Source organism: Mesorhizobium sp. Primo-A, from assembly GCF_003997175.1.
Classification (GTDB): domain Bacteria; phylum Pseudomonadota; class Alphaproteobacteria; order Rhizobiales; family Rhizobiaceae; genus Mesorhizobium; species Mesorhizobium ciceri.
Window position 1 is genome coordinate 88,413 of the sequence record NZ_RZTG01000006.1, and the last position, 24,557, is coordinate 112,969.

At 62.4% G+C, this 24,557-nt stretch carries 28 protein-coding genes and 1 other RNA gene; 12 read left to right on the forward strand and 17 right to left on the reverse strand.

Going from position 1 to position 24,557, the window contains the following annotated elements; translation table 11 throughout:
* Positions 1-18: 18 nt before the first annotated feature.
* Positions 19-372 carry a DUF1304 domain-containing protein gene (locus EOC83_RS12835; protein WP_063169204.1) on the reverse strand — a complete coding sequence of 118 codons (354 nt, stop codon included), beginning with the start codon at positions 370-372 and terminating at the stop codon, positions 19-21.
* Between the two features lie 140 nt (positions 373-512).
* Here EOC83_RS12835 and EOC83_RS12840 point away from each other — a divergent pair, with 140 nt between their 5' ends.
* On the forward strand, positions 513-2,000 hold the full coding sequence (locus EOC83_RS12840) for a carboxypeptidase M32 (RefSeq protein ID WP_013529120.1): 1,488 nt from the start codon (positions 513-515) through the stop codon (positions 1,998-2,000).
* Between the two features lie 27 nt (positions 2,001-2,027).
* On the opposite strand, the gene EOC83_RS12845 is transcribed toward EOC83_RS12840, so the two are convergent.
* Positions 2,028-3,827: an ABC transporter transmembrane domain-containing protein gene (locus tag EOC83_RS12845; RefSeq protein WP_027162537.1), complete on the reverse strand. Its 1,800-nt coding sequence runs from the start codon at positions 3,825-3,827 to the stop codon at positions 2,028-2,030.
* A gap of 206 nt (positions 3,828-4,033) precedes the next feature.
* Between EOC83_RS12845 and rpmE the strand changes: the two genes are divergently transcribed.
* The gene (rpmE, locus tag EOC83_RS12850) at positions 4,034-4,255 is read left to right on the forward strand and encodes a 50S ribosomal protein L31 (protein ID WP_013529118.1); all 222 of its coding nucleotides are present in this window, start codon (positions 4,034-4,036) and stop codon (positions 4,253-4,255) included.
* Positions 4,256-4,382: 127 nt separating this feature from the next.
* Here the strand turns inward: rpmE and EOC83_RS12855 are convergent, their stop codons facing one another.
* Positions 4,383-5,024 (reverse strand): TetR/AcrR family transcriptional regulator, encoded by a 642-nt coding sequence (locus EOC83_RS12855; RefSeq protein WP_024502910.1) that lies wholly within the window; start codon positions 5,022-5,024, stop codon positions 4,383-4,385.
* A gap of 126 nt (positions 5,025-5,150) precedes the next feature.
* On the opposite strand from EOC83_RS12855, the gene EOC83_RS12860 reads away from it, so the two are divergent.
* Together EOC83_RS12860 and EOC83_RS12865 are read left to right on the forward strand one after the other, a co-directional pair.
* The gene (locus EOC83_RS12860; RefSeq protein ID WP_082826561.1) at positions 5,151-5,630 is read left to right on the forward strand and encodes an anthrone oxygenase family protein; all 480 of its coding nucleotides are present in this window, start codon (positions 5,151-5,153) and stop codon (positions 5,628-5,630) included.
* A gap of 21 nt (positions 5,631-5,651) precedes the next feature.
* On the forward strand, positions 5,652-5,801 hold the full coding sequence (locus tag EOC83_RS12865) for a hypothetical protein (protein WP_082826704.1): 150 nt from the start codon (positions 5,652-5,654) through the stop codon (positions 5,799-5,801).
* 18 nt (positions 5,802-5,819) lie between these two features.
* Here the strand turns inward: EOC83_RS12865 and EOC83_RS12870 are convergent, their stop codons facing one another.
* The 3 genes from EOC83_RS12870 to EOC83_RS12880 form a co-directional block, all read right to left on the reverse strand.
* The gene (locus EOC83_RS12870) at positions 5,820-6,116 is read right to left on the reverse strand and encodes a SelT/SelW/SelH family protein (protein ID WP_127224143.1); all 297 of its coding nucleotides are present in this window, start codon (positions 6,114-6,116) and stop codon (positions 5,820-5,822) included.
* A gap of 17 nt (positions 6,117-6,133) precedes the next feature.
* On the reverse strand, positions 6,134-6,883 hold the full coding sequence (locus EOC83_RS12875; protein WP_013529113.1) for a YebC/PmpR family DNA-binding transcriptional regulator: 750 nt from the start codon (positions 6,881-6,883) through the stop codon (positions 6,134-6,136).
* Positions 6,884-7,096: 213 nt separating this feature from the next.
* Positions 7,097-7,420: a helix-turn-helix domain-containing protein gene (locus tag EOC83_RS12880; RefSeq protein WP_024502907.1), complete on the reverse strand. Its 324-nt coding sequence runs from the start codon at positions 7,418-7,420 to the stop codon at positions 7,097-7,099.
* A 52-nt stretch (positions 7,421-7,472) separates the two neighbouring features.
* On the opposite strand from EOC83_RS12880, the gene EOC83_RS12885 reads away from it, so the two are divergent.
* Together EOC83_RS12885 and EOC83_RS12890 are read left to right on the forward strand one after the other, a co-directional pair.
* Positions 7,473-7,955: an SRPBCC domain-containing protein gene (locus EOC83_RS12885; protein ID WP_063169205.1), complete on the forward strand. Its 483-nt coding sequence runs from the start codon at positions 7,473-7,475 to the stop codon at positions 7,953-7,955.
* A 45-nt stretch (positions 7,956-8,000) separates the two neighbouring features.
* Positions 8,001-8,393: a VOC family protein gene (locus EOC83_RS12890; RefSeq protein WP_063169206.1), complete on the forward strand. Its 393-nt coding sequence runs from the start codon at positions 8,001-8,003 to the stop codon at positions 8,391-8,393.
* 38 nt (positions 8,394-8,431) lie between these two features.
* Here the strand turns inward: EOC83_RS12890 and EOC83_RS12895 are convergent, their stop codons facing one another.
* The 4 genes from EOC83_RS12895 to ssrS all read right to left on the reverse strand — a co-directional run bounded on the left by EOC83_RS12895 (position 8,432) and on the right by ssrS (position 11,002).
* Positions 8,432-9,193, reverse strand: coding sequence for a TerC family protein (locus EOC83_RS12895; RefSeq protein WP_013529109.1), 762 nt, complete (start codon positions 9,191-9,193; stop codon positions 8,432-8,434).
* 74 nt (positions 9,194-9,267) lie between these two features.
* Positions 9,268-10,092 carry a YmdB family metallophosphoesterase gene (locus tag EOC83_RS12900; RefSeq protein ID WP_024502904.1) on the reverse strand — a complete coding sequence of 275 codons (825 nt, stop codon included), beginning with the start codon at positions 10,090-10,092 and terminating at the stop codon, positions 9,268-9,270.
* 70 nt (positions 10,093-10,162) lie between these two features.
* On the reverse strand, positions 10,163-10,750 hold the full coding sequence (locus EOC83_RS12905; protein WP_024502903.1) for a 5-formyltetrahydrofolate cyclo-ligase: 588 nt from the start codon (positions 10,748-10,750) through the stop codon (positions 10,163-10,165).
* 96 nt (positions 10,751-10,846) lie between these two features.
* Positions 10,847-11,002: non-coding RNA, 6S RNA (gene ssrS, locus EOC83_RS12910), on the reverse strand.
* Positions 11,003-11,149: 147 nt separating this feature from the next.
* On the opposite strand from ssrS, the gene EOC83_RS12915 reads away from it, so the two are divergent.
* The gene (locus tag EOC83_RS12915; protein ID WP_063169207.1) at positions 11,150-11,989 is read left to right on the forward strand and encodes a MoxR family ATPase; all 840 of its coding nucleotides are present in this window, start codon (positions 11,150-11,152) and stop codon (positions 11,987-11,989) included.
* Between the two features lie 15 nt (positions 11,990-12,004).
* On the opposite strand, the gene EOC83_RS12920 is transcribed toward EOC83_RS12915, so the two are convergent.
* Positions 12,005-13,573, reverse strand: a complete 1,569-nt coding sequence (locus EOC83_RS12920) for an MFS transporter (protein ID WP_063170360.1) — start codon at positions 13,571-13,573, stop codon at positions 12,005-12,007.
* A gap of 136 nt (positions 13,574-13,709) precedes the next feature.
* On the opposite strand from EOC83_RS12920, the gene EOC83_RS12925 reads away from it, so the two are divergent.
* The 5 genes from EOC83_RS12925 to msrB all read left to right on the forward strand — a co-directional run bounded on the left by EOC83_RS12925 (position 13,710) and on the right by msrB (position 17,701).
* Positions 13,710-14,573 (forward strand): LysR family transcriptional regulator, encoded by an 864-nt coding sequence (locus EOC83_RS12925; RefSeq protein ID WP_013529105.1) that lies wholly within the window; start codon positions 13,710-13,712, stop codon positions 14,571-14,573.
* A 65-nt stretch (positions 14,574-14,638) separates the two neighbouring features.
* The gene (locus EOC83_RS12930; RefSeq protein ID WP_063169209.1) at positions 14,639-15,085 is read left to right on the forward strand and encodes a GNAT family N-acetyltransferase; all 447 of its coding nucleotides are present in this window, start codon (positions 14,639-14,641) and stop codon (positions 15,083-15,085) included.
* A gap of 6 nt (positions 15,086-15,091) precedes the next feature.
* Positions 15,092-16,282 (forward strand): VWA domain-containing protein, encoded by a 1,191-nt coding sequence (locus tag EOC83_RS12935; RefSeq protein ID WP_063169210.1) that lies wholly within the window; start codon positions 15,092-15,094, stop codon positions 16,280-16,282.
* A gap of 19 nt (positions 16,283-16,301) precedes the next feature.
* The gene (locus EOC83_RS12940; protein WP_063169211.1) at positions 16,302-17,099 is read left to right on the forward strand and encodes a hypothetical protein; all 798 of its coding nucleotides are present in this window, start codon (positions 16,302-16,304) and stop codon (positions 17,097-17,099) included.
* Between the two features lie 197 nt (positions 17,100-17,296).
* Complete coding sequence (gene msrB / locus EOC83_RS12945) at positions 17,297-17,701, forward strand: peptide-methionine (R)-S-oxide reductase MsrB (protein WP_013529102.1); 405 nt, start codon at positions 17,297-17,299, stop codon at positions 17,699-17,701.
* 100 nt (positions 17,702-17,801) lie between these two features.
* Here the strand turns inward: msrB and EOC83_RS12950 are convergent, their stop codons facing one another.
* The 6 genes from EOC83_RS12950 to EOC83_RS12975 all read right to left on the reverse strand — a co-directional run bounded on the left by EOC83_RS12950 (position 17,802) and on the right by EOC83_RS12975 (position 24,537).
* Positions 17,802-18,113 (reverse strand): hypothetical protein, encoded by a 312-nt coding sequence (locus EOC83_RS12950; RefSeq protein ID WP_024502896.1) that lies wholly within the window; start codon positions 18,111-18,113, stop codon positions 17,802-17,804.
* 7 nt (positions 18,114-18,120) lie between these two features.
* Entirely contained in the window at positions 18,121-18,561 is a 441-nt protein-coding gene (locus EOC83_RS12955) for a hypothetical protein (RefSeq protein ID WP_013529100.1), read from the reverse strand.
* 201 nt (positions 18,562-18,762) lie between these two features.
* A complete protein-coding gene (locus EOC83_RS12960; RefSeq protein ID WP_013529099.1) occupies positions 18,763-19,023 on the reverse strand; it encodes a DUF2312 domain-containing protein in 261 nt (86 codons plus the stop codon).
* 160 nt (positions 19,024-19,183) lie between these two features.
* A complete protein-coding gene (pyc, locus tag EOC83_RS12965) occupies positions 19,184-22,642 on the reverse strand; it encodes a pyruvate carboxylase (protein WP_063169212.1) in 3,459 nt (1,152 codons plus the stop codon).
* A gap of 291 nt (positions 22,643-22,933) precedes the next feature.
* Positions 22,934-24,052 carry a branched-chain amino acid ABC transporter substrate-binding protein gene (locus EOC83_RS12970; RefSeq protein WP_013529097.1) on the reverse strand — a complete coding sequence of 373 codons (1,119 nt, stop codon included), beginning with the start codon at positions 24,050-24,052 and terminating at the stop codon, positions 22,934-22,936.
* Between the two features lie 137 nt (positions 24,053-24,189).
* Positions 24,190-24,537, reverse strand: a complete 348-nt coding sequence (locus EOC83_RS12975) for a DUF6867 family protein (RefSeq protein ID WP_013529096.1) — start codon at positions 24,535-24,537, stop codon at positions 24,190-24,192.
* Positions 24,538-24,557 lie beyond the last annotated feature (20 nt).

Genomic DNA, 24,557 nt, shown 5'->3' on the forward strand with positions numbered 1-24,557 from the left:
ATCCCGCGGGCGTCCTTTTTACCAGCCGAGCAATACCGCGATCAGGGCGATCACCGCCGGCACGGTCTGGATGAACAGGATCTTGCGCCCGACCGTTGCCGCGCCATAGAGGCCGGCAATGGCCACGCAAGCCAGAAAGAAGACCTTGACCTGGAACCCGGCCGCACCAAGGTATAGCCCCCAGATCAACCCGGCGGCGAGGAACCCGTTATAAAGTCCCTGATTGGCCGCGAGCACTTTCGAGGCACTGGCGAATTCCGGGGTCAGGTTGAAAGCCTTGTGCCCGCGCGGCGTGTCCCACAGCACCATCTCCAGATAGACGATGTAGGCATGGATCAAGGCCACCAGCCCGACCAGGATGTTGCCGATCATTTTTTCCCCCTTGATGTGTTGCCGGCAGCATTTCATGCGCGGCCTCGCCTGCGCAAGGTGCATTTGCCGGACGGCATCCGAGGGTTGCCAACGCTTTTGCGTTGGTGTCTTTTCGCGCCGTCCCAATCACGGAAGTCGCCATGTCCTTTCAGAAACTCGACGACCTCGGTCACAAGCTCGAAGCGCTCGAGCATGCGCTGGCCATCCTCGGTGCCGATGAGGCCACGCACATGGCCGTCGGCGGCGGCGAGAAGCGTGCCGAGGCGATGTCGGCACTGGCCGGCATGTATCACACCAGGGCAACGGCGCCCGAGATAGCAGACTGGATCGCCGCGGCCGAACAGGAAGCGCTGGGGGAGGAGCAGCGCGCCGCCGTCTCGGAACTGCGGCGGCAATACACCAACCTGACCTGCCTGCCGGTCGAATTCGTCGAACGCCAGACGACCGCGCGCATGCGTTGCGAGCAGCTGTGGCGCGGCCTGCGCGCCAAGAACGACTGGGCAGGCTTCCAGCCGGCGCTGGAAGGCGTCGTGGCGCTGGTGCGCGAGGAGGCGGCGCTGCGTGCCGATGTGCTCGGCCTGGCCCCCTATGACGCGCTGATGGAGCAGTACGACCCCGGCAACCGCACCGCCGACATCACGCCTGTGTTCAGCGACCTGAAGGCTTTTCTGAAAAGTTTCGTGCCGGAGGCGCTGGCGATCCAGGACGCACGGCAGCGCAAGCGCCCGCTGAAGCCGCTTTCGGGCACCTATGCGATCGATCGGCAGCGCGAGCTCGGCCTTGCCATGATGACGGCAGTCGGCTTCGACCTGACGCATGGGTCGCTGTCGGTGTCGCACCACCCTTTCTGCGGCGGCGTGCCGAGCGACGTGCGTATCACCACCCGCTACAAGACGTCCGACTTCCTGTCGGCGCTGATGGGCGTGCTGCACGAGACCGGCCATGCGCTCTACGAACAGAACCTGCCCAAGGCATGGTCGCACTGGCCGCTCGGCAAAGCGCGCGGCATGGCCGTGCATGAAAGCCAGAGCCTGTTCGTCGAGAAGCAGCTAGGCCGCAACCCGGCCTTCTGGCGCTGGGCGCTGCCAGTGGTTGAAAAGCATCTCGGCGAAGCCTGGTCGCTCGACGACATCCTGCCGCACGTGCATCGCGTCGGACGCGGCCTGATCCGGGTCGATGCCGACGAGGTGACCTATCCCCTGCATGTCATCCTGCGCTACGAACTGGAACAGGAACTCGTCTCGGGCCGGCTGGAGGTGGCCGATCTGCCCGAAGCCTGGGACGCCAAGATGCGCGACTACCTCGGCCTTTCCACCATCGACAACCCAGCCGACGGGCCAATGCAGGACGTGCATTGGCCCGGGGCAGCTTTCGGCTACTTCCCCTCCTACACGCTGGGCGCGATGATGGCAGCACAGCAATGGGCGGCGCTGACGCGGGAGCATCCTGCCGCCGACGAGGATCTCGCCAAAGGCAATTTCGAGGCGATCAACGACTGGCGCCGCCAAAAAATCTGGTCACAGGGGTCACGCTGGTCGACGCCGGACCTGCTCGAACGCGCCACAGGCGAAAAGCTCAACGCCACCTATTTCGTGAACCATCTGAAACAGCGCTATGGAGCCGCATAGCGGCTGTCGCCACAGCGCCAGATCTGCCTATTCCGCCGCGCCCCTGAAAGCACTGGCGCCGGTTTCGAACTGCAGCTTGGCCAGCCGTGCATAGATGCCGCCCTTGGCGACAAGGCTTTGATGCGTGCCTTCCTCGACGATCGAGCCCCCATCCATGACCAGGATCCTGTCGGCCTTCAGCACCGTTGCCAGGCGGTGGGCGATGACGATCGTGGTGCGGCCCTGCATCAGCCGTTCCAATGCCGTCTGCACCAGCGTTTCGCTTTCGGCGTCGAGTGCCGAGGTGGCCTCGTCGAGCAACAGGATCGGCGCGTCGCGCAAGATGGCACGGGCGATCGCAACCCGCTGGCGCTGACCGCCTGACAGCGTCACGCCGCGCTCGCCGACTTGGCTGTCATAGCCTTTTTCCAGCTTGAGGATGAATTCATCGGCAAGTGCATCCTTCGCCGCCGTCTCGATTTCGGTCTTGCTGGCTCCCGGCCGGCCGAAACCGATATTGTCACGCGCGCTTGCCGCGAAAATGGTGACGTCCTGCGGCACGATGGCGATGCGCTGGCGGACCGAAACGGGATCGGCCTCGCGCACATCGACGCCGTCGATCAGGATCTTGCCTGTTTCGGGATCGTAAAAACGCAGGATCAGCGAAAACACCGTGCTCTTGCCGGCCCCTGACGGCCCGACGATCGCCACCGTCTCGCCCGGCATGACCTGAAAGCTTAAGCCGTGCACGGCGGCGCGGTCGGGCCTTGCCGGGTAGGAGAAGGAGATATTGTCGAAGACGATCGCGCCCTTGGCGACGGCCGGCAGCGGCTTCGGATCGGCGGGAGCCTGGATCGCCGGCTTCTCGGCCAGGATCTCGGTCAGCCGTTCGGCAGCACCCGCCGCTTGCGCAAGTTCGCCCCACACTTCCGACAGCGCGCCCAGCGCGCCGGCGGCGAACACCGAATAGAGCAGGAACTGGCCGAGCGTGCCTGGCGATATCGAGCCTTCGAGCACGTCGCGCGAGCCGAACCACAGCACCGCCACGACGGACGAGAAGATGGTGAAAATGGCGAAGAAGGTTAAGAAGGAGCGCGCGAAGATCGAGGAGCGTGCCGCCTCGAAAGCAGCTTCCACCGCAGCCGAGAAATGCCCGGTGACCAGCTTCTCATTGGTGAAGGCCTGCAGCGTGCGCACCGCGCCGATCTGCTCGCTGGCATAGGCGGTGGCATCGGCCAGCGTATCCTGCGCCTGACGTGATTTGCGCCGCACCGAACGGCCGAAGGCGACCAGCGGCAGCACGATCACGGGTATTGCCGCGATGACCAGGCCGGACAGTTTCGGGCTGGTGATGACCATCATCCCCACCGCGCCAAGGCCGAGGATGACATTGCGCAGCGCCACCGAGGCCGTCGCTCCGACCGCCGACTTGACCTGCGTCGTGTCGGCGGCAAGCCGCGACACGATCTCGCCCGACTGGGCGGTGTCGAAGAAGGCAGGCGACAGCGTCGTCACATGGGCAAACACATCGCGCCTGATATCGGCGACGACGCGCTCGCCCAGCGTGATGACGAAATAGTAGCGGCCGGCCGATGCTGCCGCCAGCAGGGCGGCCATAGCCACCAGCGCTGCGAAATATTCGGCAATGAAGGTCGTGCTGGACGACGAGAAGCCATGATCGATCATGCGACGCACCGCCAGCGGCAGCGCCAACGTGGTTGCCGCCGCGATAACCAGCGAGATAATGGCGCCGACGACCAGCGTGCGGTAGTGCGTGATGTAGGGGAACAGGCGCCTGAGCGGCTTGAGCGAACGCCGGCGCTCGTCTGCGCTGGTGATTTGCGCCATCCCGATGTTTCCTCCAGCCGTCCTTGGGGTCTGCGCCTCAATATGCGCTTGCCGCGGCCTTGTGATTCAATTCCGGCTGATGTATAGGCTCGCCGACCGTTTTAGAAGCCGTGGCTCCTCAATAGCTGCGGCTTCGAGTTTTAAAAAGGGGCGCATCGACGCAGGCTTATGCCCGTCGCCAGCGCCGGCAAGCCAGGAACCGAACCATGAAGACCGACATCCATCCCGATTACCACACCATCAAGGTCGTCATGACCGATGGCACCGAATACACGACCCGTTCGACCTGGGGCAAGGAAGGCGATACGATGAACCTCGATATCGACCCGACCACCCACCCGGCTTGGACCGGCGGCCAGCAGACCCTGCTCGACCGCGGCGGCCGCCTGTCGAAGTTCAAGAAGCGTTTCGAAGGTTTCGGCATCTAATTGCATGTCGCCCAAAAGTGCGAAGCGGTTTTGGGATAACGACTTGCATCAAGTAAGAACTTAAGCCAAACGAGCTTTCACAGATCGAAAACCCGCCCTGTGGCGGGTTTTTTGTTGCGGCGCGGTCCTACTCGGCCAGCAATTCCCTTAACGCCATGCGCTTGTAGGCGGCGACCAGCCTGTCGCCCTCCTGCCGCTCAACCGAGATCGCCAGCCGCATGGCGGCCTCGCCCATCTGCCAGACCAGAAACGCCGTGGTTTCCAGTGTCGCCGGATCGGCTGCCGGCCGCAGCCGTTTCAGCACCGCGCTGAGGAATTCGGCGTTGGCACGGCTGTCGGCGAGTTCGAGCTGGCGCAGCGCCTTGTCAGCCTGCGTGCCCGACCAGATGTCGCGGATCACCGGCTCGGCCAGGAACAGCCGGTAATAGATGTCGACCAACTCTGAAAACGCGGACTGCAGGCCTTCGGCGTCGCTGATGCCAGCCAGTGCTGCCGAAATGCAGGACTGGCTTTCGGCGGTGTAGCGCTCGGCCAGCGCCCAGATGATCGCCCGCTTGTCCGGAAAGAACTGGTAGAGCGACCCGATCGACACCCCAGCGCGCTCCGCCACCTCACCCATGCGCATGGCATCGCTGCCTTGCTCGGCGATCAGCGCCGAGGCAGCCGCCAGCATGCGCTCGACCCGCTCGCGGCTGCGCTGCTGGCTCGGCGCCCGACGCGGTGAAGCAGCCTGCTTCTGTGCGGAAACGGGGGTTGCCGCGTCTTCCATACCTGACTCCAAATGCCGCCAAAATCACTTGACTCGAAAAATACGAGGGTTTATCACGTTTTGCAAATGTGAGGATTAATCACGTTTATGCGGAGGAAAGCACAATGGGCATCTGGAGCAACTGACATGATCGCGAAACTTCTTCCCACTCTCATCTTCATTGCCGCACTTGGCTCAGGCGTCGTCGGCGGCGTCTTCTTTGCTTTCTCCAGCTTCGTCATGCCGGGCCTCGCCCGCATGCCAGCCGCAAGCGGCATTGCCGCGATGAATTCCATCAACGTCACAGCGGTGACGCCGCTGTTCATGACAGCACTGTTCGGCACGGCTCTCGTCTGCATCGTTGTCGCCATCGGTGCGGTGATCGGCTGGAACCAGCCAGGCTCGCTCTGGCTGGTTGCCGGCAGCCTGCTCTATCTCATCGGCATCGTGGTGGTGACGATGATCTTCAACGTCCCGCTCAACGATGCGCTCGCCGCCCTCGATCCGGCCAGCAGCAATGGCGCAAGCCTGTGGTCGCGCTACCTCGACGAGTGGGTGATGTGGAACCATGTCCGCACCATCAGCGGCATAGCCGCGCTGGCATCCTTCTGGTTCGCCGCGCGTTGAAAAGGATGGATGGAGCCACCGATGAAGGATCAATATTCGAATATGGCCTTCGGCATGGCAATCGGAGTTGGTGTCGGTGCCGCGGTCGGCACCGCTCTGGATGACCTTCCGATGGGCGTCGCCGCGGGTATTGCGATTGGCGCCGCCTTCGGAGCGTGGCGACGCAAGTGACGGCAGCGCCGGCGGCCTCTACGCCTTTGTCTTCCGATCGGAATGACCGAGGTCGCGGTCCGGATCAATGACATCGCGGACCAGTTGCTTCAGCTTGGCCGCGTCCGGAAAACCGCCGTCGCGCTTGCGATCCCAGACAAGCACGTCATTGCAGGAAATGGTGAAGATGCCGCCGGTGCCCGGCACCAGCGTTACTTCGCCGAGGTCCGTGCCGAAGGTCGACAGCAGCTCCTGCGCCATCCAGCCGGCGCGCAACAGCCATTGGCACTGCGTGCAGTAGGTGATGCGGATGGCGGGGAGCACTCTCTCGCTCATGCCGGGCTGAGCTCCGCTCATGCCGCGCTGAGCTTGGCCATGGTCTCGTCGTCGACTTCGAAGTTGGCGTAGACGCTCTGCACGTCGTCGTCGTCCTCGAGCGTGGCGACCAGTTTCATCAGCGACTGTGCCCGCTCCTCGTCGACCGGAACGTTGTTCTGCGGCCGCCAGATCAGCTTCACCGATTCTGCCTCGCCGAGCGAGGTTTCCAGAGCCTTCGACACCTCACCGAGATTCTCGAAGGCGCAATAGATGGTGTGGCCTTCCTCGTCGGTTTCCACGTCGTCGGCGCCGGCTTCGATTGCCGCTTCCATGACCTTGTCGGCGCTGCCGGCCGATGCCGGATAATAGATCTCGCCGACGCGGTCCCACATGAAGGAAACCGAGCCCGTTTCGCCCATCGCGCCGCCGGCCTTGGTGAAGGCAGCACGCACATTGGACGCCGAGCGGTTGCGGTTGTCGGTCAGCGCCTCGACAATGACAGCGACGCCGCCCGGGCCATAGCCCTCATAGCGCACGGCTTCGTAATTCTCGGCATCGCCCATCGAGGCCTTGTTGACGGCGCGCTGGATGTTGTCCTTCGGCATCGACACCGCCTTGGCGTTCTGGATCGCCAGGCGCAAGCGCGGGTTCATCGATGGATCGGGCGTCCCGCTCTTGGCGGCGACGGTGATTTCGCGCGCCAGCTTGGAAAACATTTTAGACCGCACCGCATCCTGGCGGCCCTTGCGGTGCATGATGTTCTTGAACTGTGAATGGCCAGCCATGGCACCCCTGTCGTCTTCTCGGCTAGAGCATCGCGAAGCGAAGTGATCTGACCTCGTCTTCCGCAATGCCCGAATTCAAAATTTCAGAGCGTCCCAGGTGCACCTCTTGGAAGCACGGCGTTCTCTGTCGGAATGGCCGGCTTATAGATAAATCGGCTCAATTCGTCCAGCCGCACCGCGCATGCGGCGCAAGACGTGACCTGCTGCGGCCGCTCACGCCTCGAGGTCCGACTTCAGTCGGTCGATGATGCTGAGCGCATGGCCGGCATACTGGCTGATCCAGCGGTCGTGGATCTGCTTGATCGGCAGCGCGTTGAGATGGTTCCAGCGCTCGCGGCCGTCGCGCCGCGCAACGATCAGGTCGGCCTCCTCCAGCACCTTCAGATGCAGCATGACCGTGCAGCGATCGATATCGGGAAAGGCCTCGCACAGCATGCCGGTCGTCTTCGGCGCGTCCTTCAGCTGATCCAGCATTTCGCGCCGGCGCGGATGCGCCAGCGCCTTGAAAACATTGTCGTCTTGCGATCTGCTTGACATGTTATGTTTATATAACGTATCTTTGGACCGATCAAGGGAAGGAGCTGTGGATATGTCACTTGGATTCAGTGTTTCCGGACGCATCGGCAAGCCGGTCGCCGACGTCTTCGACGCAGTCGTCAATCCGAAGAAACTGAGCGGCTATTTCACCACGATCGGCGGCGCCAGCGCCCCGCTGGAAGCCGGCGCCGGCGTCGTCTGGTGGGGCAAGGTGCCGGTTGAGGTCGACGAAGTGGTCAAGGACCGCCGCATCGTGCTGCGCTGGGATGCCACCGATGAGGACGGCAAGCCGGCCTACAAAACCCGCATCGAGATGAACTTCGAACCGCTGGACGATGGCGGCACCTTCGTCACCATCGCCGAGAGCGGCTGGCAGGAAGGCGCGGTCGGCCTGAAGAAGTCCTACCTCAATTGCGAGGGCTGGTCGCAGATGCTGGCCTGCATGAAGGCCTATGTCGAGTACGGCATCAATTTGCGCGACGGTTACTACCGCAGCGAGATGAAAGGCGAACCCGCCAACGAGACCAATGTTTGAGCGACCCGACATCTGAGCAACCAGAAGGAAGAGGAGGCCTTTGCGATGAAGAAAGTAACGCCATTCCTGATGTTCGAGGGCAAGGCCGAAGAGGCAATGACCCTCTATTGCGAGACCATTCCCGGCAGCAGCGTCCTCGACGTCACGAATTACGGCCCCGGCGAAGACGGTCCGCAAGGAACGGTCAAACTAGCGCGGGTGTCGATCGCCGGCCTGGAAGTCATGGTCTTCAACAGCCCCGTCCACCATGCATTCACCTTCACGCCATCGGTGTCGCTGTATGTGGACTGTTCCTCCGAGGATGAACTGAACCGAATTGTCGAGACGCTGGGCAAGGATGGCGCGTTCCTGATGCCATCGGACAATTACGGCTTCAGCCGCCGTTTCGCATGGCTAAACGACAGGTTCGGGGTCTCCTGGCAGATCAATCTCGCATGACTGGTCTGTGCAAGGGCGACCACCCTGCTGCTCTTGCCTCAATGCCCGCCGCCCGGCTTCTTGCGCCGCCGCGCCAGCATGTTGAGCCCCTCGACCAATGCCGAAAAGCCCATCGCCGCATAGATGTAGCCCTTGGGCACATGGTAGCCCATGCCGTCGGCGATCAGTGTCATGCCGATCATCAAAAGGAAGCCCAGCGCCAGCATGACAATGCTCGGGTTTTTGGCGATGAAGTTGGCCAGCGGCCCGGCCGCCAGCATCATCACGCTCACCGCCACGATCACGGCGATGTACATGATGGCGATCTCGTCGGTCATGCCGACGGCGGTGATGATCGAATCGATCGAGAAGACCAGGTCGAGCAGCAGGATCTGGAAGATCGCGCCGGCGAGGCTGATCTGCAGCGTCTCGCCCATCATCGTATCCTTGTGGTCGTCGGGATCGACCGTGTGATGGATCTCCTTGGTCGCCTTCCAGACCAGGAACAGGCCGCCGGCGATCAGGATCAGGTCGCGCCAGGAAAAACCATGGCCGAAGGCCGTGAATACCGGCGTGGTCAGCTGGACGATGATCGAAATGGTGGCCAGCAGCACCAGCCGCATGATCAGCGCCGCCGAGATGCCGAGCCGGCGGGCACGGGCCCGTTGTGCTTCCGGCAGCTTGTTGGTCAGGATCGAGATGAAGATCAGATTGTCGATGCCGAGCACGACCTCGAGCACAATCAGCGTCAGCAGCGCGACCCAGGCGGTTGGATCGGACACAAATTGAAAATGCGGCGCCAGGAATTCGATGAGCTGCATGGAGGTCGTCCCCTCTTTTAACGATCTAGAGCAGTGTCGCCGGCAGTTAGGTACTAAGCGTGCCTATATCAATGTCATGACCAGAAGGACGGTGCGGTTTCCTCCAGCCGCGGGCCGCGACGAAACGGCGCGATCCGCTCGGTCAGCCCGGTGCGGTCGGAAATATCGACGCCGACGCCGCACAAGGTCGCCGGTCCGGTCGCCGCTTCGAAGCGGCCTTTCGGCACTTTCGACAGGAACCGGTTGAGCGGCTCCTCCTTGTCCATGCCGAGCGAGGAATCATAGTCGCCGCACATGCCGGCGTCGGACATATAACCGGTGCCGCCATTGAGGATCTGGTGATCGCCGGTCGGCTGGTGGGTATGGGTGCCGACGACGAGGCTGGCACGGCCGTCGACGAAATGCGCGAAGCACATCTTTTCCGAGGTCGCCTCGGCGTGGAAGTCGATGATCACGGCATCCGCCTGCTCGCCGAGCGGACAGGCGGCAAGCTCGCGTTCGCCGGCCTGGAAGGGATCGTCGAGTTCGGGATGCATGAACACCCGGCCCATGATGTTGGCGACCAGCACGCGCGCGCCGCTCCTGGCGATGTAGACGCCGGAGCCGCGCCCGGGCGTGCCCTTGGGAAAGTTCGAGGGGCGCAGGAAGCGCTCTTCGCGCGGCGCGAAGGCGAGTGCGTCGCGCTGGTCCCAGACATGGTTGCCGGTTGTGACGACATCCGCACCGGCCGCGATCGTCTCGCGAAAGATATCTTCGGTGATGCCGAAGCCGCCGGCGGCGTTCTCACCGTTGACGATGACGAAATCGAGTTTGAAGTCGGAGATCAAGCCGGGCAGTTGTTCCCACACCGCCGTCCGTCCCGTCTTTCCAACCATGTCACCGAGGAAGAGAAGTCTCATATGATCCCGCACCGAAGGTCAGCGAAGCAAAAGCTGCATGACGTCTGTGAAAGATCATGCGTCCTTTTATCTACAATTTTGACGCGAAGCGGCGCAACCCGCTCTCGGTCAGTATTTCCGGAATGACGACGTCATGTTCCTCATCCGGCACCATTGCCACCTCCTGGCAGTCGAAGGCGATGCCGACCAGCCGCGGCGGCTGTCCCTTGTCGATCAGCTTGGCGATGGCGCGGTCGTAATAGCCGGCACCATAGCCGATGCGATGGCCGCGCGCATCGAAGGCGGCGAGCGGCACCAGCATCACCGAGGGGTCGAGCACTTCTGCTTCTTCATGCGGGCCGACCGTGCCGAAACCCATCTCGACCATCGGCGCGCCGCGCACCAGTTCGCGAAAGACGATCGTGGTTTTGTCGAGAATGGCCGGCAGGCAAAGCCGCGCGCCCCTTTCGCGCAAGGCAAACATCAGCGGCCTGACGTCGACTTCCGAGCGCATCGGCCAGAAGCCGGAAACGATCTGGCCCGGCTCAATGTGGAGGTGATCGCGTGCCGTCTCTGCCATTTCAAGCGCGACCTCCACCCGCCAGAATTCGTCGAGCGCATCGCGGCGTCCGAGGGCCTCGCGGCGAAGCTGCTTTTTGAGGTCTTTGAGAGAGGTCATGCAGTCAGGGTAGAAAAGGTCAGATCTGGATGGAGTGTTGGGAGCGACGTTTTCCACCGCAATCATCCACCGAAATGCGGGACGCGTGGCAATAAGTGACGATCCACACAACCGGTGGAGAGAGCGATCCCGGGAACCTACAAAGTAGGTGGGCGCCGTGTGAGAAAACCCACGGGTCTTCCCAGGGACAGCTCCCTAAGGATCGTTAAGGCCCCGGGGAAAATGTTCTCCTGCCGGGAAGCACAGACCGTCCCGCCCAATATAGGCTGCCGGCCGGCTAAGCGCCAGTGAGACGGGCACTCTTTCCGTGTTGGTTCAGGCCCTCGCGCCGCCAACACCTCACCCTTGCACAGGCACGGCCTCGTCCTTACGGTCGCGATGACCAACCGAGGAGCAAGAATGCGTTTCGAAGGCACGGCGGCCTATGTCGCCGACAAGGATCTGATGGTGGCCGTCAATGCGGCGATCGCGCTGGAGCGGCCCTTGCTGGTCAAGGGCGAGCCCGGCACCGGCAAGACGGAACTGGCCCGCCAGGTGGCGGCTGCACTCGGCCTCGACCTCATCGAATGGCACGTCAAGTCGACGACGCGGGCGCAGCAGGGCCTGTACGAATATGATGCCGTCTCGCGGCTGCGCGACAGCCAGTTGGGCGACGAGCGCTTCAACGACATCAGGAACTACATCAAGCGCGGCAAACTCTGGGAGGCTTTCGCCGCCGGCAAGAAGGTCGTGCTCTTGATCGACGAGATCGACAAGGCCGACATCGAATTCCCAAACGATCTCCTGCAGGAACTCGATCGGATGGAGTTCTTCGTCTACGAGACCGGCGAAACCATCCGCGCCGCCGTCAGGCCGATCGTCATCATCACCTCCAACGACGAGAAGGAGTTGCCGGACGCGTTCCTGCGCCGCTGCTTCTTCCATTACATCCGCTTTCCCGACGTCGACACGCTGCACAGAATCGTCGACGTCCACTATCCCGGCATCAAGCAGAACCTGGTTCGGGCAGCCCTCACCCAGTTCTACGAGATCCGCGAAGTGCCGGGGCTGAAGAAAAAACCGTCGACCTCCGAGGCGCTCGACTGGATCCGCCTGCTGGTCGCCGACGATATCGCGCCCGAGGATCTGCGCGCCGACCCGAAGAACGCGTTGCCCAAGCTGCATGGCGCATTGCTGAAGAACGAACAGGATGTCCATCTGTTCGAGCGGCTTGCCTTCATGGCGCGCAGGCAAGGGTGAGGCGCCGGGCACTTGCTACGATCGAGCTTCGCTTGCGCCCTGAGCACGATGACGGTCCCTTGCCTCTTGCGGCGCGACGTTTCTGGGGCCGAAGACGACGAAGCTGATGACGGCAAGGGCAAGAACGCCGATCCCGCTATAGAGCATGACCCAGCCAAAACCGTTGACCAAGGCGGCATGCGCAAGCGCGCCGGACGGGTCGAGGGTCGCCAGCCTGGGCGAATATTGGGAGAGGCCATCGAGATTTCCGGTGGCGATCTTTTCCGCCAACGCGCGCAATTCGTCCGGGTCAAGGGCCGTGCCCAATGCGGTTTTGAGATAGGAAGCAATTCCCTGCGTCAACAGCAGGCCCAGCACCGCGATGTTGATGGCGAGCGTGATCAGCCGCGCGCTGATATCGATGCCCGAAGCCATGCCGGCGCGATCCGGCGACACCGAACCCGTCGTGGTGTTGGTGGTCGGTGAGTTGGTGAGGCCGATACCGATACCGGCGATCAGCGTACCGGGCAGCATGGTCAGCCAGCTGGCTCCCTCAAGGCTCGAACCTATCCTCATGGCGATAAAGCCGACCCCCAATGTCAGCAACCCGAGCGGGATCGCCACCCGCGCCTGATAGCGGGCGCGCAGGCGCTCGGCGGTCGAGGACATCAGCATCAAGGGAAGCGTGTAGACGAGCAGCAGCAGGCCGGTCGTGGTGCTGTCGTAGCCGAGCACACCCGAAAAATAGATCGGCAGATACATGATGAACGGCCAATAGCTGAAATTCATGCCGATGCCGCCCATGATCGCTCCCGAAAATTGACGGATCCGGAACACCGAGAAATCGAACATCGGATAGGGGCTGATCTTCTCGGCAACGAGGAACGCGGCGAAGGCCAGCACGGCAGCACTTGCCACGCCGATGCGGGCACCAGAGCCGAGATCGGCCCCTTGCGTGATCAGATAGGAGAAGCCGAACACCGCGAACGAGAGCGTCAGGATACCGGCACGGTCAAGCTTCTGGGCATTGTGGTCGCGTGATTCGGTGACACCGGCACCGATGAAGACCAGCGCAAGGATGGCAAGCGGCACATGGATGAGGAACACCCACTGCCAGCTCGAGAACGCGACGATCAATCCACCGATGGCGGGACCAAAGCCAAGCCCGATCCCCGAGACGACGCTCCAGGCCACAAAAGCCTTGCCGCGTTCGCTGCCGTCCTGAAACTGGTGGGACAAGACGGCCACGCTGCAAGTGAACATCGCCCCTCCCGCCAGGCCTTGCAGGAAGCGTGCAATGATGAGGAGCGAAGCGCTCGGCGCGAGGCCGCACAGCAGTGAGGCCAGCCCGAAGGCGATGGTGGCGATCACCATCACCCGTTTGCGGCCGAAGCGGTCGGCCAGCGTTCCTGTCGCCATCAGCACCGTGGTGCAGGCAATGGTGTAGGCGTTCATGATCCATTGCAGATCCTTGAAGTCGGCGGCGAGCACGCTTTCCAGTTTCGGAAGGATCACCGGGACGCTGGAGATTTCGAGGCCGAACAGCAGCGAGGCAAGGCAGGCCCCGGCAAGCGCAACGGTGTTTCGGTCGATTTGAAACGTCATGTCGATCACTTTCTGTCGAAGCATTCTGGAACCGGGCTGGCTCTTCAAACTGCGGTCGAGATGACATAGACGAGGCTTTACTATGAAAAAAGACTATGCATTTCTATTTCAGAGATAACAAAATGGAATGACGGAGATGGCCAGTCTCGATGTCGATGCCGTGCGCACTTTCGTCATGGTGGCCGACCTGCAGAGCTTCACCCGGGCGGCTGCAGCACTTGGCAGCACCCAGGCGACGATCAGCGTCAAGTTGCGGCGGCTCGAGGAAAAGCTCGGCGCACGTTTGATCGAACGAACCCCGCGCCGCGTGGCACTGTCGGAAAGGGGGGCTGTCTTCCTGCCCGTGGCCCGCGAATTCCTTGCCGCCCATGAACGCGCCGTCGCGGAATTTTCCGCGGCGCCATGTCGGCTTGCGCTCGGCTTCGTCGATCATGTCGCGGGGCCTGAGCTTTCCACGCTGATCGCCCAGCTTCATGCCCACGATCCGTCGCTCGCGCTCAACATACGGATCGATACCAGCTCCATGCTGGAAGAAGCTTTCGATCGCGGCGAACTCGATGCGGTGATTGTGCACCAGGAAGATGACAGTCGACGCGGTGAAGCTTTGTCGCGCACCCACTATGGCTGGTTCGCGGCACCTGGCTTCGAATGGCGACCAGGCACGCCCCTGCGCCTGGCTCTTTTAAGCACCAGATGCAATTGCCCGGACCGTATGAGAGCGGTCGAAGCGCTGGACCGGGCAGGCATCGCCTGGAATGAGGCTTTCGTCGGCGGCGGCGGCGCTGCCGTCAACATCGCGGTATCGGCGGGCTTTGCCCTTTCCGCCCTCGCTTACCGGGTTGTGCCCCCGGGCTTGATCGAGGTGGGCCGCAAACTCGGCCTGCCACCAATTCCCCCGTCCGAGATCGTTTTGCAGTCGCACGCTCTGCCGCCGCGGGCGCGGGAGGCGCTGCACATGCTCGCGACCGCTTTTCGCGAATATAATTCGCCTGCCGAATAGGCAAGGGTGTTCCTGATCCCGATTCTATTGGTATGGATCGGGTTCCAGACTTCAGAGGGAACGAAATGTCCGAGATAATCGTCCGCCCGCTCGCGCAGTCCGACCACGCCGATTGGCGGCGCCTGTGGACCGACTATCTCACCTTCTATGAGACGAAGCTGCCGGAAGAGGTCTACGCCGTCACCTGGAAGCGGCTGTTCACTCCGGGCGAATTCGAGCCAAAAGGCTTCATCGCCACACTGGACGGCAAGGCGGTCGGTCTCACGCACTTCCTGTACCACCGCTCCGGCTGGTCGGAGAAAAACAACTGCTATCTGCAGGATTTGTTCGCCGACCCGGATGTGCGCGGCAAGGGGATCGGCGCCGCCCTTATCAACGCAGTGAAGGAAGAGGCGGCAAAGATCGGCGTCAAGAATGTCTACTGGATGACGCACGAGACCAACGCCACCGCGCGCAAGCTTTACGACCACGTCGCCCGCCGCACGGGCTTCATCGAGTATGATTTGCTGTAACCGGCCATGTTCATCCCCTTCTTCCTTGAACTGAAGGCTGCACGCGTTCCCGTCTCGCTCAGGGAATATCTGTCGCTGCTCGAAGGGCTGGAAGCCGGGTTGGTCGACTACGACGTCGAAGGTTTTTATTACCTCGCCCGCGCCGCCCTGGTGAAGGACGAGCGCCACATCGACCGCTTCGACCAGGTGTTCGCGCATGTCTTCAAGGGCATTGAAGCGCTGGGCGGACCGGACGCGCTGGACGTCGCCAATATCCCCGAGGAATGGTTGCGCCGCCTCGCCGAAAAGCACCTGACCGACGAGGAGAAAAAACTGGTCGAGGCGCTCGGCGGGTTCGAAAAGCTGATGGAGACTTTGAAACAGCGACTCGAGGAGCAAAAAGGTCGCCACCAGGGCGGCTCGAAATGGATCGGCACCGGCGGAACCTCGCCATTCGGCGCCTATGGCTACAATCCCGAAGGCGTGCGCATCGGCCAGCATGAAAGCCGCAACCGCCGCGCGGTGAAGGTCTGGGACAAGCGCGAGTTCAGGAATTTCGACGATGCCGTCGAACTCGGCACCCGCAACATCAAGATCGCGCTGAAACGCCTGCGTCGCTGGGTGCGCGAGGGCGCCGAGGAAGAGTTCGACCTGCCCGGAACCATCCACGCCACGGCCGAACACGGCTATCTCGACGTGCAGACGCGGCCAGAGCGGCGCAACGCGGTGAAGCTGTTGATGTTCTTCGATGTCGGCGGCTCGATGGACGACCACATCAAAAGCGTCGAGGAGCTGTTCTCGGCCGCCCGCGCCGAATTCCGCCAGCTCGAATATTTCTATTTCCACAACTGCCTCTATGAGGGCGTGTGGAAGGACAATCGCCGCAGGCATGCCGAGGTGATTCCGACCTTCGACCTGCTTCACAAATACGGTCCGGACTACAAGGTGATCGTCGTCGGCGACGCCTCGATGAGCCCTTACGAGATCGCTCACCCCGGCGGTTCGGTCGAGCACTGGAATCCGGAGGCGGGCAGCGTCTGGCTCGGCCGTCTGCTGCAGCAATGGCCGAACGCGGTATGGCTGAACCCCGAAGATCCCAAGAACTGGGGCTACACCCATTCGGTTGCGATGATCCGCGACATTTTCGGCGGCCGCATGTTCCCGCTGACGCTGGCCGGGCTGGAGGGCGCGACCAAGCAGCTTTCAAGAAAGCACTGAAAGACCGACAGGAGATCCGATGACCTGCTTCCTCTGCCTGCAATGCGGCGTCCAGTTCGCGGCGACAGAGACGCCGCCAGAACATTGCCCGATCTGCGAGGACGAGCGCCAATATGTGCGCTGGGAGGGCCAAGCGTGGATCACGCCGGAGGAACTTGCCGAAGGACACCGGCTTGTTATGAAGGACGATGCCGGCGTTCTCGGCTTCGGCATCGAGCCGCGCTTCGCCATCGGCCAACGGGCGCTGCTGGCGCAGACGCCGCACGGCAACGTGCTGTGGGACTGCGTTTCGATGGTCAGCGACGAGGCGGTGGCCGAGATCAACCGCCGCGGTGGCCTGGCGGCGATCGCCATCTCGCACTGCCACTATTATTCGGTGATGGCCAGTTGGAGCGAGGCGTTTGGCGGCGTGCCGATTTATCTCCATGCCGACGACCGCCAATGGATCATGCGACCGCACAAGGCGATCGTCAGTTGGGAAGGCGAGACGCTGGCCATAAACCCTTCGCTGACGCTCATCCGCTGCGGCGGCCACTTTGCCGGCGGTCAGGTGCTGCACTGGAAACGCGATGTCGGCGACGTCTTGCTGGCCGGCGATATCTTGCAGGTGACGCCGACGCGCCACCATGTCAGCTTCATGTACAGCTATCCGAACTACATTCCGCTCAATGCAGCGGCCGTGCGCCGCATCGCGGCGGCACTGGAGCCATTCGCGTTCGACCATATCTATGGTGCATGGTGGAACCAGAATGTCATCGGGGGCGCAAAAGCGGCGTTCGCTGCTTCGGTCGATCGCTATCTCAGGGCGATCGCATAAAGATCACGATCGAAAATGCGGGCAAATCGCGTAACAAATGCCTATCTTGGTGCGAATATGAGGTTGCAATCCGCGCATGGTCCCGAACCTCCGGTTCGGAAAGGATCATGCGCAAAACCAAAGTACTACAGCGTCCTTTGCGCGTCCGATGGGCGCGCGGCGCTGTAGTGGCGAGCCGGCAAGGCTGAGGAGATCGAATGGACACCCACACCTACCCTGTAACCCGCACCGACGCCGAATGGCGCGCCCGGCTGACGCCGGAGCAGTATGCCGTCATGCGCGGCCACGGCACCGAGCGGCCGGGAAGTTGCGCTTTGCTCTACGAGAAGCGCGCCGGCACCTTTTCCTGCGTCGGCTGCGACCAGCCTTTGTTTGAATCCAAGCTGAAGTTCGAGAGCGGCACCGGCTGGCCGAGCTTCAACGACCCGGTGCCGGGTTCGGTCGAAAACACCGTCGACCGCAGCTACGGCATGGTTCGCACCGAATGCCATTGCGCCCGCTGCGGCAGCCATCTCGGCCATGTCTTCGAGGACGGCCCGCCGCCGACCGGCCTGCGCTATTGCATCAACGGCGTGGCGCTGAAATTCGAGCCGGCGGCCTGAACCGAAATTCGATTGAATGAATGAAAAGGGCGGCTGCGGCCGCCCTTTTCATTGCCCCCCGGCCGAACCCGGCGAACGCGGTGGGCGCCCGTGTCCGCTCTCAGACCACGACCGTCAGGATCAGCCATAATGTGGCGCCGAGCGTCATCAGTGAGGCCTTGGCGCCACCGGCCTTTTCCGTGGTTCGCCATACGGAAAAGGTCAGAAAGAGGTTGTAGGGCACCGGTGCGAAATGCACCGCCAGAACCAGCGCCAGCGGCAGCTTCAGTCCGAGCAGGACGATCGCGGCCACCAGAGATGCGACGTTGAGCGCCGTGCCGACAAGAACAAGGTCGCGCCAGAACAGCCGGTCGAGCGGCACCTGGCCTTGCCAGCGTGAGCGGAAAAAGGAGCCGATACCCTCTGGCAACACCGGATGTCTATCCCTGCCTCAGGACTTCGGTTACCGCGCGCTCGAAACGCGAACATTCGGTCACCAGCCAGTCGGCCATGGCTGGCCAGTTGTCCTCGGCATAGCAGTTCACCCGCCACATCGAATTGATGCCGAGATCCTCGCAACTCTGTTCCGGCCTGAGCTTCAGCCGGGCTTCGATATCAGGCTGGAACGGTTTCAACCGCGACCACGCTTGCGTGGCGCCGAACTTCTCGTTGCGGCCGAAGAAGACGCCGACCTGGCTCTGCGCCGGCGCGACATACATGGAAAGGACCAAGGCGAAATCGGGCAGCCCGCGCTGCCAGAACCAGGGTCCGCGCCTCGCCATCAGAGCCCTTTCTTCCGGATGCCGCTCGGCGAACAGCGTCCAGAAGCCGCGCTGGCGGAATTCAGAGGCGCGGCGGGCGCCGAAGTCGAATTCGCTCATGGCTCGATGCTCGCTCCGGCATCATGCTCGGCCGGAGACTGTTTCGAAATTCGCTCCGGCGAGTCATATGGTGGTGGTTTCGAGAACCGGAGCGGAGCGTACTTAAAGTACGTGAGCTCAGTTCTACTGCATTGCAGTAGAACTAGGGAAGCGCAGAAAACGCCACCAGATGGCCGCCGGAGTAGAATTTCCAGACGGTCTCTACACCATGCCGAGTGCGGCCTTGTACAGATCGAGGATGGTTTCCTCTTCCTGACGCTCGGCCTGGTCCTTCTTGCGCAGCCGGATGATCGTGCGCATCGCCTTGGTGTCGAAGCCTGTGCCCTTGGCCTCGGCGAACACTTCCTTGATGTCGTCGGAAATGGTCTTCTTCTCTTCCTCGAGCCGCTCTATGCGCTCGATGAAGGCACGCAGCTGGCCGGCGGCAACAGTCTGGCTGGTATCGGTGATATCGTCGGCCATATTTTTCTCCACATCGTTTCTGCGCCGCGACTCGGGATGCATGCAGCGGCGAATTGAGCGGGCTCGATGCCCGACCGCCGGCGGCGGGTCAAGCTGTTATCGATGATCGAACTGACGCTGCCGCCACGATGCGGACAGCGATCCCCCAGGAAGGTATCAATTAGCTGAAAGCGATCAGCAGATCCTTGGCATCGATCTGGTCGCCTGCCTTGACCAGCACCTCGGCGACCGTGCCGTCGCGCTCGGCATGCAGCGCCGTCTCCATCTTCATCGCTTCGATGGAAAGCAGCACGTCACCGGCCTTCACAGCCTGGCCGGCAGCCACCGAAAGCGCAGAAACGACGCCCGGCATCGGTGCGCCGACATGCGCCTCGTTGCCGGGTTCGGCCTTGCGGCGGGCCTTGGCGGCGGACGCGCCATGCGCCCGGTCGGGCACCTTGACACGGCGCGGCTGGCCGTTGAGCTCGAAGAACACGGTGACCATGCCCTTCTCGTCGACATCGCCGATGGCCAGGCACCGCACCACCAGCGTCTTGCCCTTCTCGATGTCGACGAAGATCTCGTCTTCCGGCTTCATGCCGTAGAAATACGTCGGCGTCGGCAGCACGCTGACCGGCCCATAGGTTTCCTGCGCGCCGGCGAAATCCGTGAACACCTTCGGATACATCAGCCACGAGGCGAATTCGAATTCCGACAGCTTGCGCTCGAGCTTCTCCTCGATTTCCTTGCGGTTGGCCTTGAGGTCGGCTGGCTTGAGCAGCGAGCCGGGCCGCACCGTGATCGGCTTGTCGCCTTTGAGCGCCTTCCTCTGCAGCGCCACCGGCCACCCGCCTGGCGACTGGCCGAGGTCGCCGCGCAGCATCGAGACGACCGAATCCGGGAAGGCGATATCCCTATCCGGGTTTTCGACATCGGCAACGGTCAGGTCCTGGCTGACCATCATCAATGCCATGTCGCCGACGACCTTGGACGACGGCGTCACCTTGACGATGTCGCCGAACATCAGATTGACGTCGTGATAGGTCTGCGCCACCTCGTGCCAGCGCGTCTCCAATCCGAGCGAGCGAGCCTGTTCCTTCAGATTGGTGAACTGGCCGCCCGGCATCTCGTGCAGATAGACTTCCGAGGCCGGCCCCTTGAGGTCGCTTTCGAAGGCGGCGTACTGGTTGCGCACCGCTTCCCAGTAGAACGAGATCTTCCTGATCCATTGCGGGTCGAGACCGGGGTCGCGTTCGGTGCCCTTCAGCGCCTCGACGAGTGAGCCAAGGCATGGCTGCGAGGTGTTGCCGGAGAAGGCATCCATCGCCGCGTCTATGGCGTCGACGCCGCTTTCCACCGCCGCCAGCACCGTCGCCGCCGACAGGCCCGACGTGTCGTGGGTGTGGAAATGGATCGGCAGGTCGGTCGCCTCGCGCAGCGCCTTGAACAGCACGCGTGCTGCGGAAGGCTTCAGCAGGCCGGCCATGTCCTTGACGGCGATGATGTGGGCGCCGGCCGCCTGCAATTCCCCGGCCAGGCCGACATAGTATTTGAGGTCGTATTTCGCCCGAGCCGGATCGAGGATATCGCCGGTGTAGCAGATCGCCGCTTCGATCAGCTTGCCCTCGGCTCCGACCGCATCCATGGCGACGCGCATGTTGTCGACCCAGTTCAGGCAATCGAAGACCCGGAACAGGTCGATGCCACCGCTTGCTGCCTGCTTGACGAAATGCTGCACGACATTGTCGGGATAGTTGGTGTAGCCGACGCCATTGGCACCGCGCAGCAGCATCTGCAACAGCAGATTGGGCGCCGCCTCGCGCACCAGCGACAGCCGCTCCCACGGATCCTCGGTGAGGAAGCGCATCGCGACGTCGAAGGTGGCGCCACCCCAGCATTCCAGCGATAGAAGCTGCGGCAAGGCACGCGCATAGGCACCGGCGATGCCGGCAATGTCATGCGTGCGCATGCGCGTCGCCAGCAGCGATTGATGGCCATCGCGCATCGTCGTGTCGGTGACCAGAACCTCCTTCTGATCGCGCATCCAGGCGGCGAACTTCTGCGGGCCCAGCACATCCAGCTTCTGCTTGCTGCCGCCGGGCACATTGCCGTTGAGGTAAGGCACCACGGGTGCCGCGGCGTCGGCCTTCGGCTGCGGCCGGCCGCGCGTCTCGGGATGGCCGTTGACGCTGACGTCGGCGAGATAGTTGATGAGCTTGGTGGCGCGGTCCTGGCGCTTGACCTGCTGGAACAGTTCCGGCGTCGTGTCGATGAACTTGGTCGTGTAGGAATTGTCGGCGAAGCTCGGATGGTTGATGATCGCTTCGAGGAAGGTCAAATTGGTGGCGACGCCGCGGATGCGGAACTCGCGCAGCGCCCGATTCATGCGGGCGATCGTCTCGGCCGGCGTCGGCGCCCACGCCGTCACCTTCTCCAGCAGCGGATCGTAGAAGCGGGTGATGACCGCGCCCGAATAAGCGGTGCCGCCGTCGAGGCGGATGCCGAAGCCCGTCGCGCCGCGATAGGCGGTGATGCGGCCGTAATCGGGGATGAAATTGTGCTCGGGATCTTCCGTGGTGATACGGCACTGCAGCGCGTGGCCGTTCAGCCTTATGTCCTTCTGCGCCGGCACGCCTGATTCCGGTGTGCCGATGGCAAAGCCGTCGAGGATATGGATCTGCGCCTTGACGATATCGATGCCGGTCACCTGCTCGGTGACGGTGTGCTCGACCTGGATGCGCGGGTTGACCTCGATGAAATAGAATTTGCCGGTGTCGGCATCCTGCAGGAACTCGACCGTGCCGGCGCCGATATAGCTGGTCTCGCGGGCGATCTTGAGCGCATGGCCGCAAAGCTCCTCGCGCTGCGACATTTCGAGATAGGGCGCCGGCGCCCGCTCGACGACCTTCTGGTTGCGGCGCTGGATCGAACAGTCGCGCTCGAACAGGTGCACGGCATTGCCATGGGTATCGCCCAGCACCTGCACCTCGACATGGCGGGCGCGTTCGATCAGCTTTTCGAGATAGACCTCGTCCTTGCCGAAGGCGGCTTTCGCCTCGCGCTTGCCTTCGGTGACTTCACGGGCAAGGTCGGCTTCGGCGCGGATGGCCCGCATGCCGCGGCCGCCGCCGCCCCATGATGCCTTCAGCATCACCGGATAGCCGATTTCCTTGGCTAGTGTCTTGACCGTCTCCATGTCATCCGGCAACGGATCGGTGGCGGGGATCACCGGCACGCCGACCTCGATGGCGAGATTGCGCGCCGCGACCTTGTTGCCGAGCCGCCGCATTGTGTCCGGCCTCGGCCCGATGAAGGTAATGCCGGCTTCGGCACAGGCGTCGGCGAATTCGGGACTTTCCGACAACAATCCGTAGCCGGGATGGATAGCATCGGCACCCGACAGCCTGGCGACGCGGATCACCTCCTCGATCGACAGATAGCTTTCGATCGGCCCCATGTCCTTGGTCAGATGCGGCCCGCGTCCGACCTGGTAGCTCTCGTCGGCCTTGAAGCGATGCAGAGAGTATTTGTCTTCCTCCGCCCAGATCGCCACGGTTTTGAGCCCGAGTTCGTTGGCCGCGCGGAAGACGCGAATGGCGATTTCGGACCGGTTGGCGACGAGGATCTTCGTGATGGCCAAGGACTGGGCTCCAGCGACGGAAGGAAGAGAAATCGGCGCAATGATTAGCGTGAAAATGCTGCAGTGCAAACGAAATTGACGCGCACTTAAACCGATTGAAATAGAAACATTGCGCCAAGGACCCTTCCCATTCCTCCGAACAGCTAAAAAAGAGCCGGCTTTCCGGTTAATGCACGATCATTGCCCGGCTAAGCATCGGCTCCATCGGCCGCCCCTGAACATGACGACGGCAAAAGAAAATGCCCGGCGCGAGGCGCCGGGCATCGGTAAATGGTCTGGAGACTGACGAGCTTACATCTTCTGGACGTAGGTGTACTTGCCGTCGTCGCCCTTCTTCCATTCGTACATGACGTAGCCGGGCAGCGTCGGATCGCCCTTGGCGTCATAGGACAGGTCGCCGAGAACGGTCTTGAAGGGGCCGTTTTCATGCAGCGCCTTGGCAACTGCCTGCGGGTCGTTCGACTTGGCAGCGGTCGCTGCTTCCGCGATCGCCTGCACGGCGGCGTAGGAGTAGAGCGTGTAGGCTTCCGGCTCGAAACCCTGCGCGCGGAACTTCTCGACGAGTTCCTTGTTGGCGGGGATCAGGCGCGGATCCGGGCCGAACGTGTTGAGCGTGCCCGCAACTGCGTCGCCAGCGATCGAAGCCAGTTCGTTCGACACGATGCCATCGCCGGAAACCAGCGTTGCCTTGAGGCCCTGGTCGGCCGCCTGACGGATGATCAGGCCGGCTTCGGTGTGCAGGCCGCCCCAATAGATGATGGAAACGCCGGCTTCCTTCATCTTGGCGATCAGCGCCGAGAAGTCCTTGTCGCCGACATTGATGCCTTCATACATGACTTCCGTCACGCCCTTGGCGTTCATCGCCTTCTTGGTTTCGTCGGCAAGGCCCTGACCGTAGGTGGTCTTGTCGTGAACGACAGCGATCTTGGCGTCCTTGAAGTTGGCGGCGAGATACGCGCCGGCAATGCTGCCCTGCTGATCGTCGCGTCCGCAGGTGCGGAACACGTTCCACAGACCGCGCTCGGTGAATTGCGGGTTGGTCGCGGCCGGCGTCACTTCGACGATGCCGTTTTCCGCATAGACTTCAGATGCCGGGATAGAGACGCCGGAGTTGAAGTGGCCGACCACGAACTTGACGCCGTCGCCGACGAACTTGTTGGCGACCGAGATACCCTGCTTCGGATCGGAGACGTCGTCGCCGACTTCGAGCTTGATCTGCTCGCCGTTGATGCCGCCCTTGGCATTGATGTCGGCGACAGCAGCTTCCGCCCCCTTCTGCAGCTGCGCGCCGAAGGCGGCGTTCGGACCGGTGATCGGGCCCGCGACGCCCATCATTACGTCAGCCCACGCGCTGCCGCCGAACGCGACAAGCGCGGTCAGGGCGACGGCGGACAAAAGTGACTTTTTCATTTAAACGCTCCCATTAACGGAGTGGGCGTGGATGAAGCTTTCATGCGATGCCCACCCTTATCGCAGAAAGCATAGTTTGCCGATTTTCAGGCACTTGTCACGCCGATTCAATTTCGAGGCGGCGTTAATGATGAACGTCAACCTTTCGGTTTCCAGCTCAAGAGTGAAGCTCTTTCGTAGAGCCAATTATACTGTGTCACCATCTGGTTGGTGCGCGTGTATTGATAGCCGACGAAGCCGAGGATCATCAGCACGATGGTGTCGACGACATAATAATGCAGCGAGAACATGGTGCCGCCGAACAGCGCGTGATGGATGAAGCGGATCGCGATGCCGAGGCCCAGCACATAGGCGAACAGCTGGATGAAGCTGCGCCACGTCTGGGCACTGGCCTTGCCCGTCATCCACGCCGCCCAGCCGCCGAGCAGACAGGTGACGAAGAAGAACTGCCAGATCGAGGGTTCCTCGTAAAGAATGCCCTGCATGGTGAAGTCTCCTTAGCATG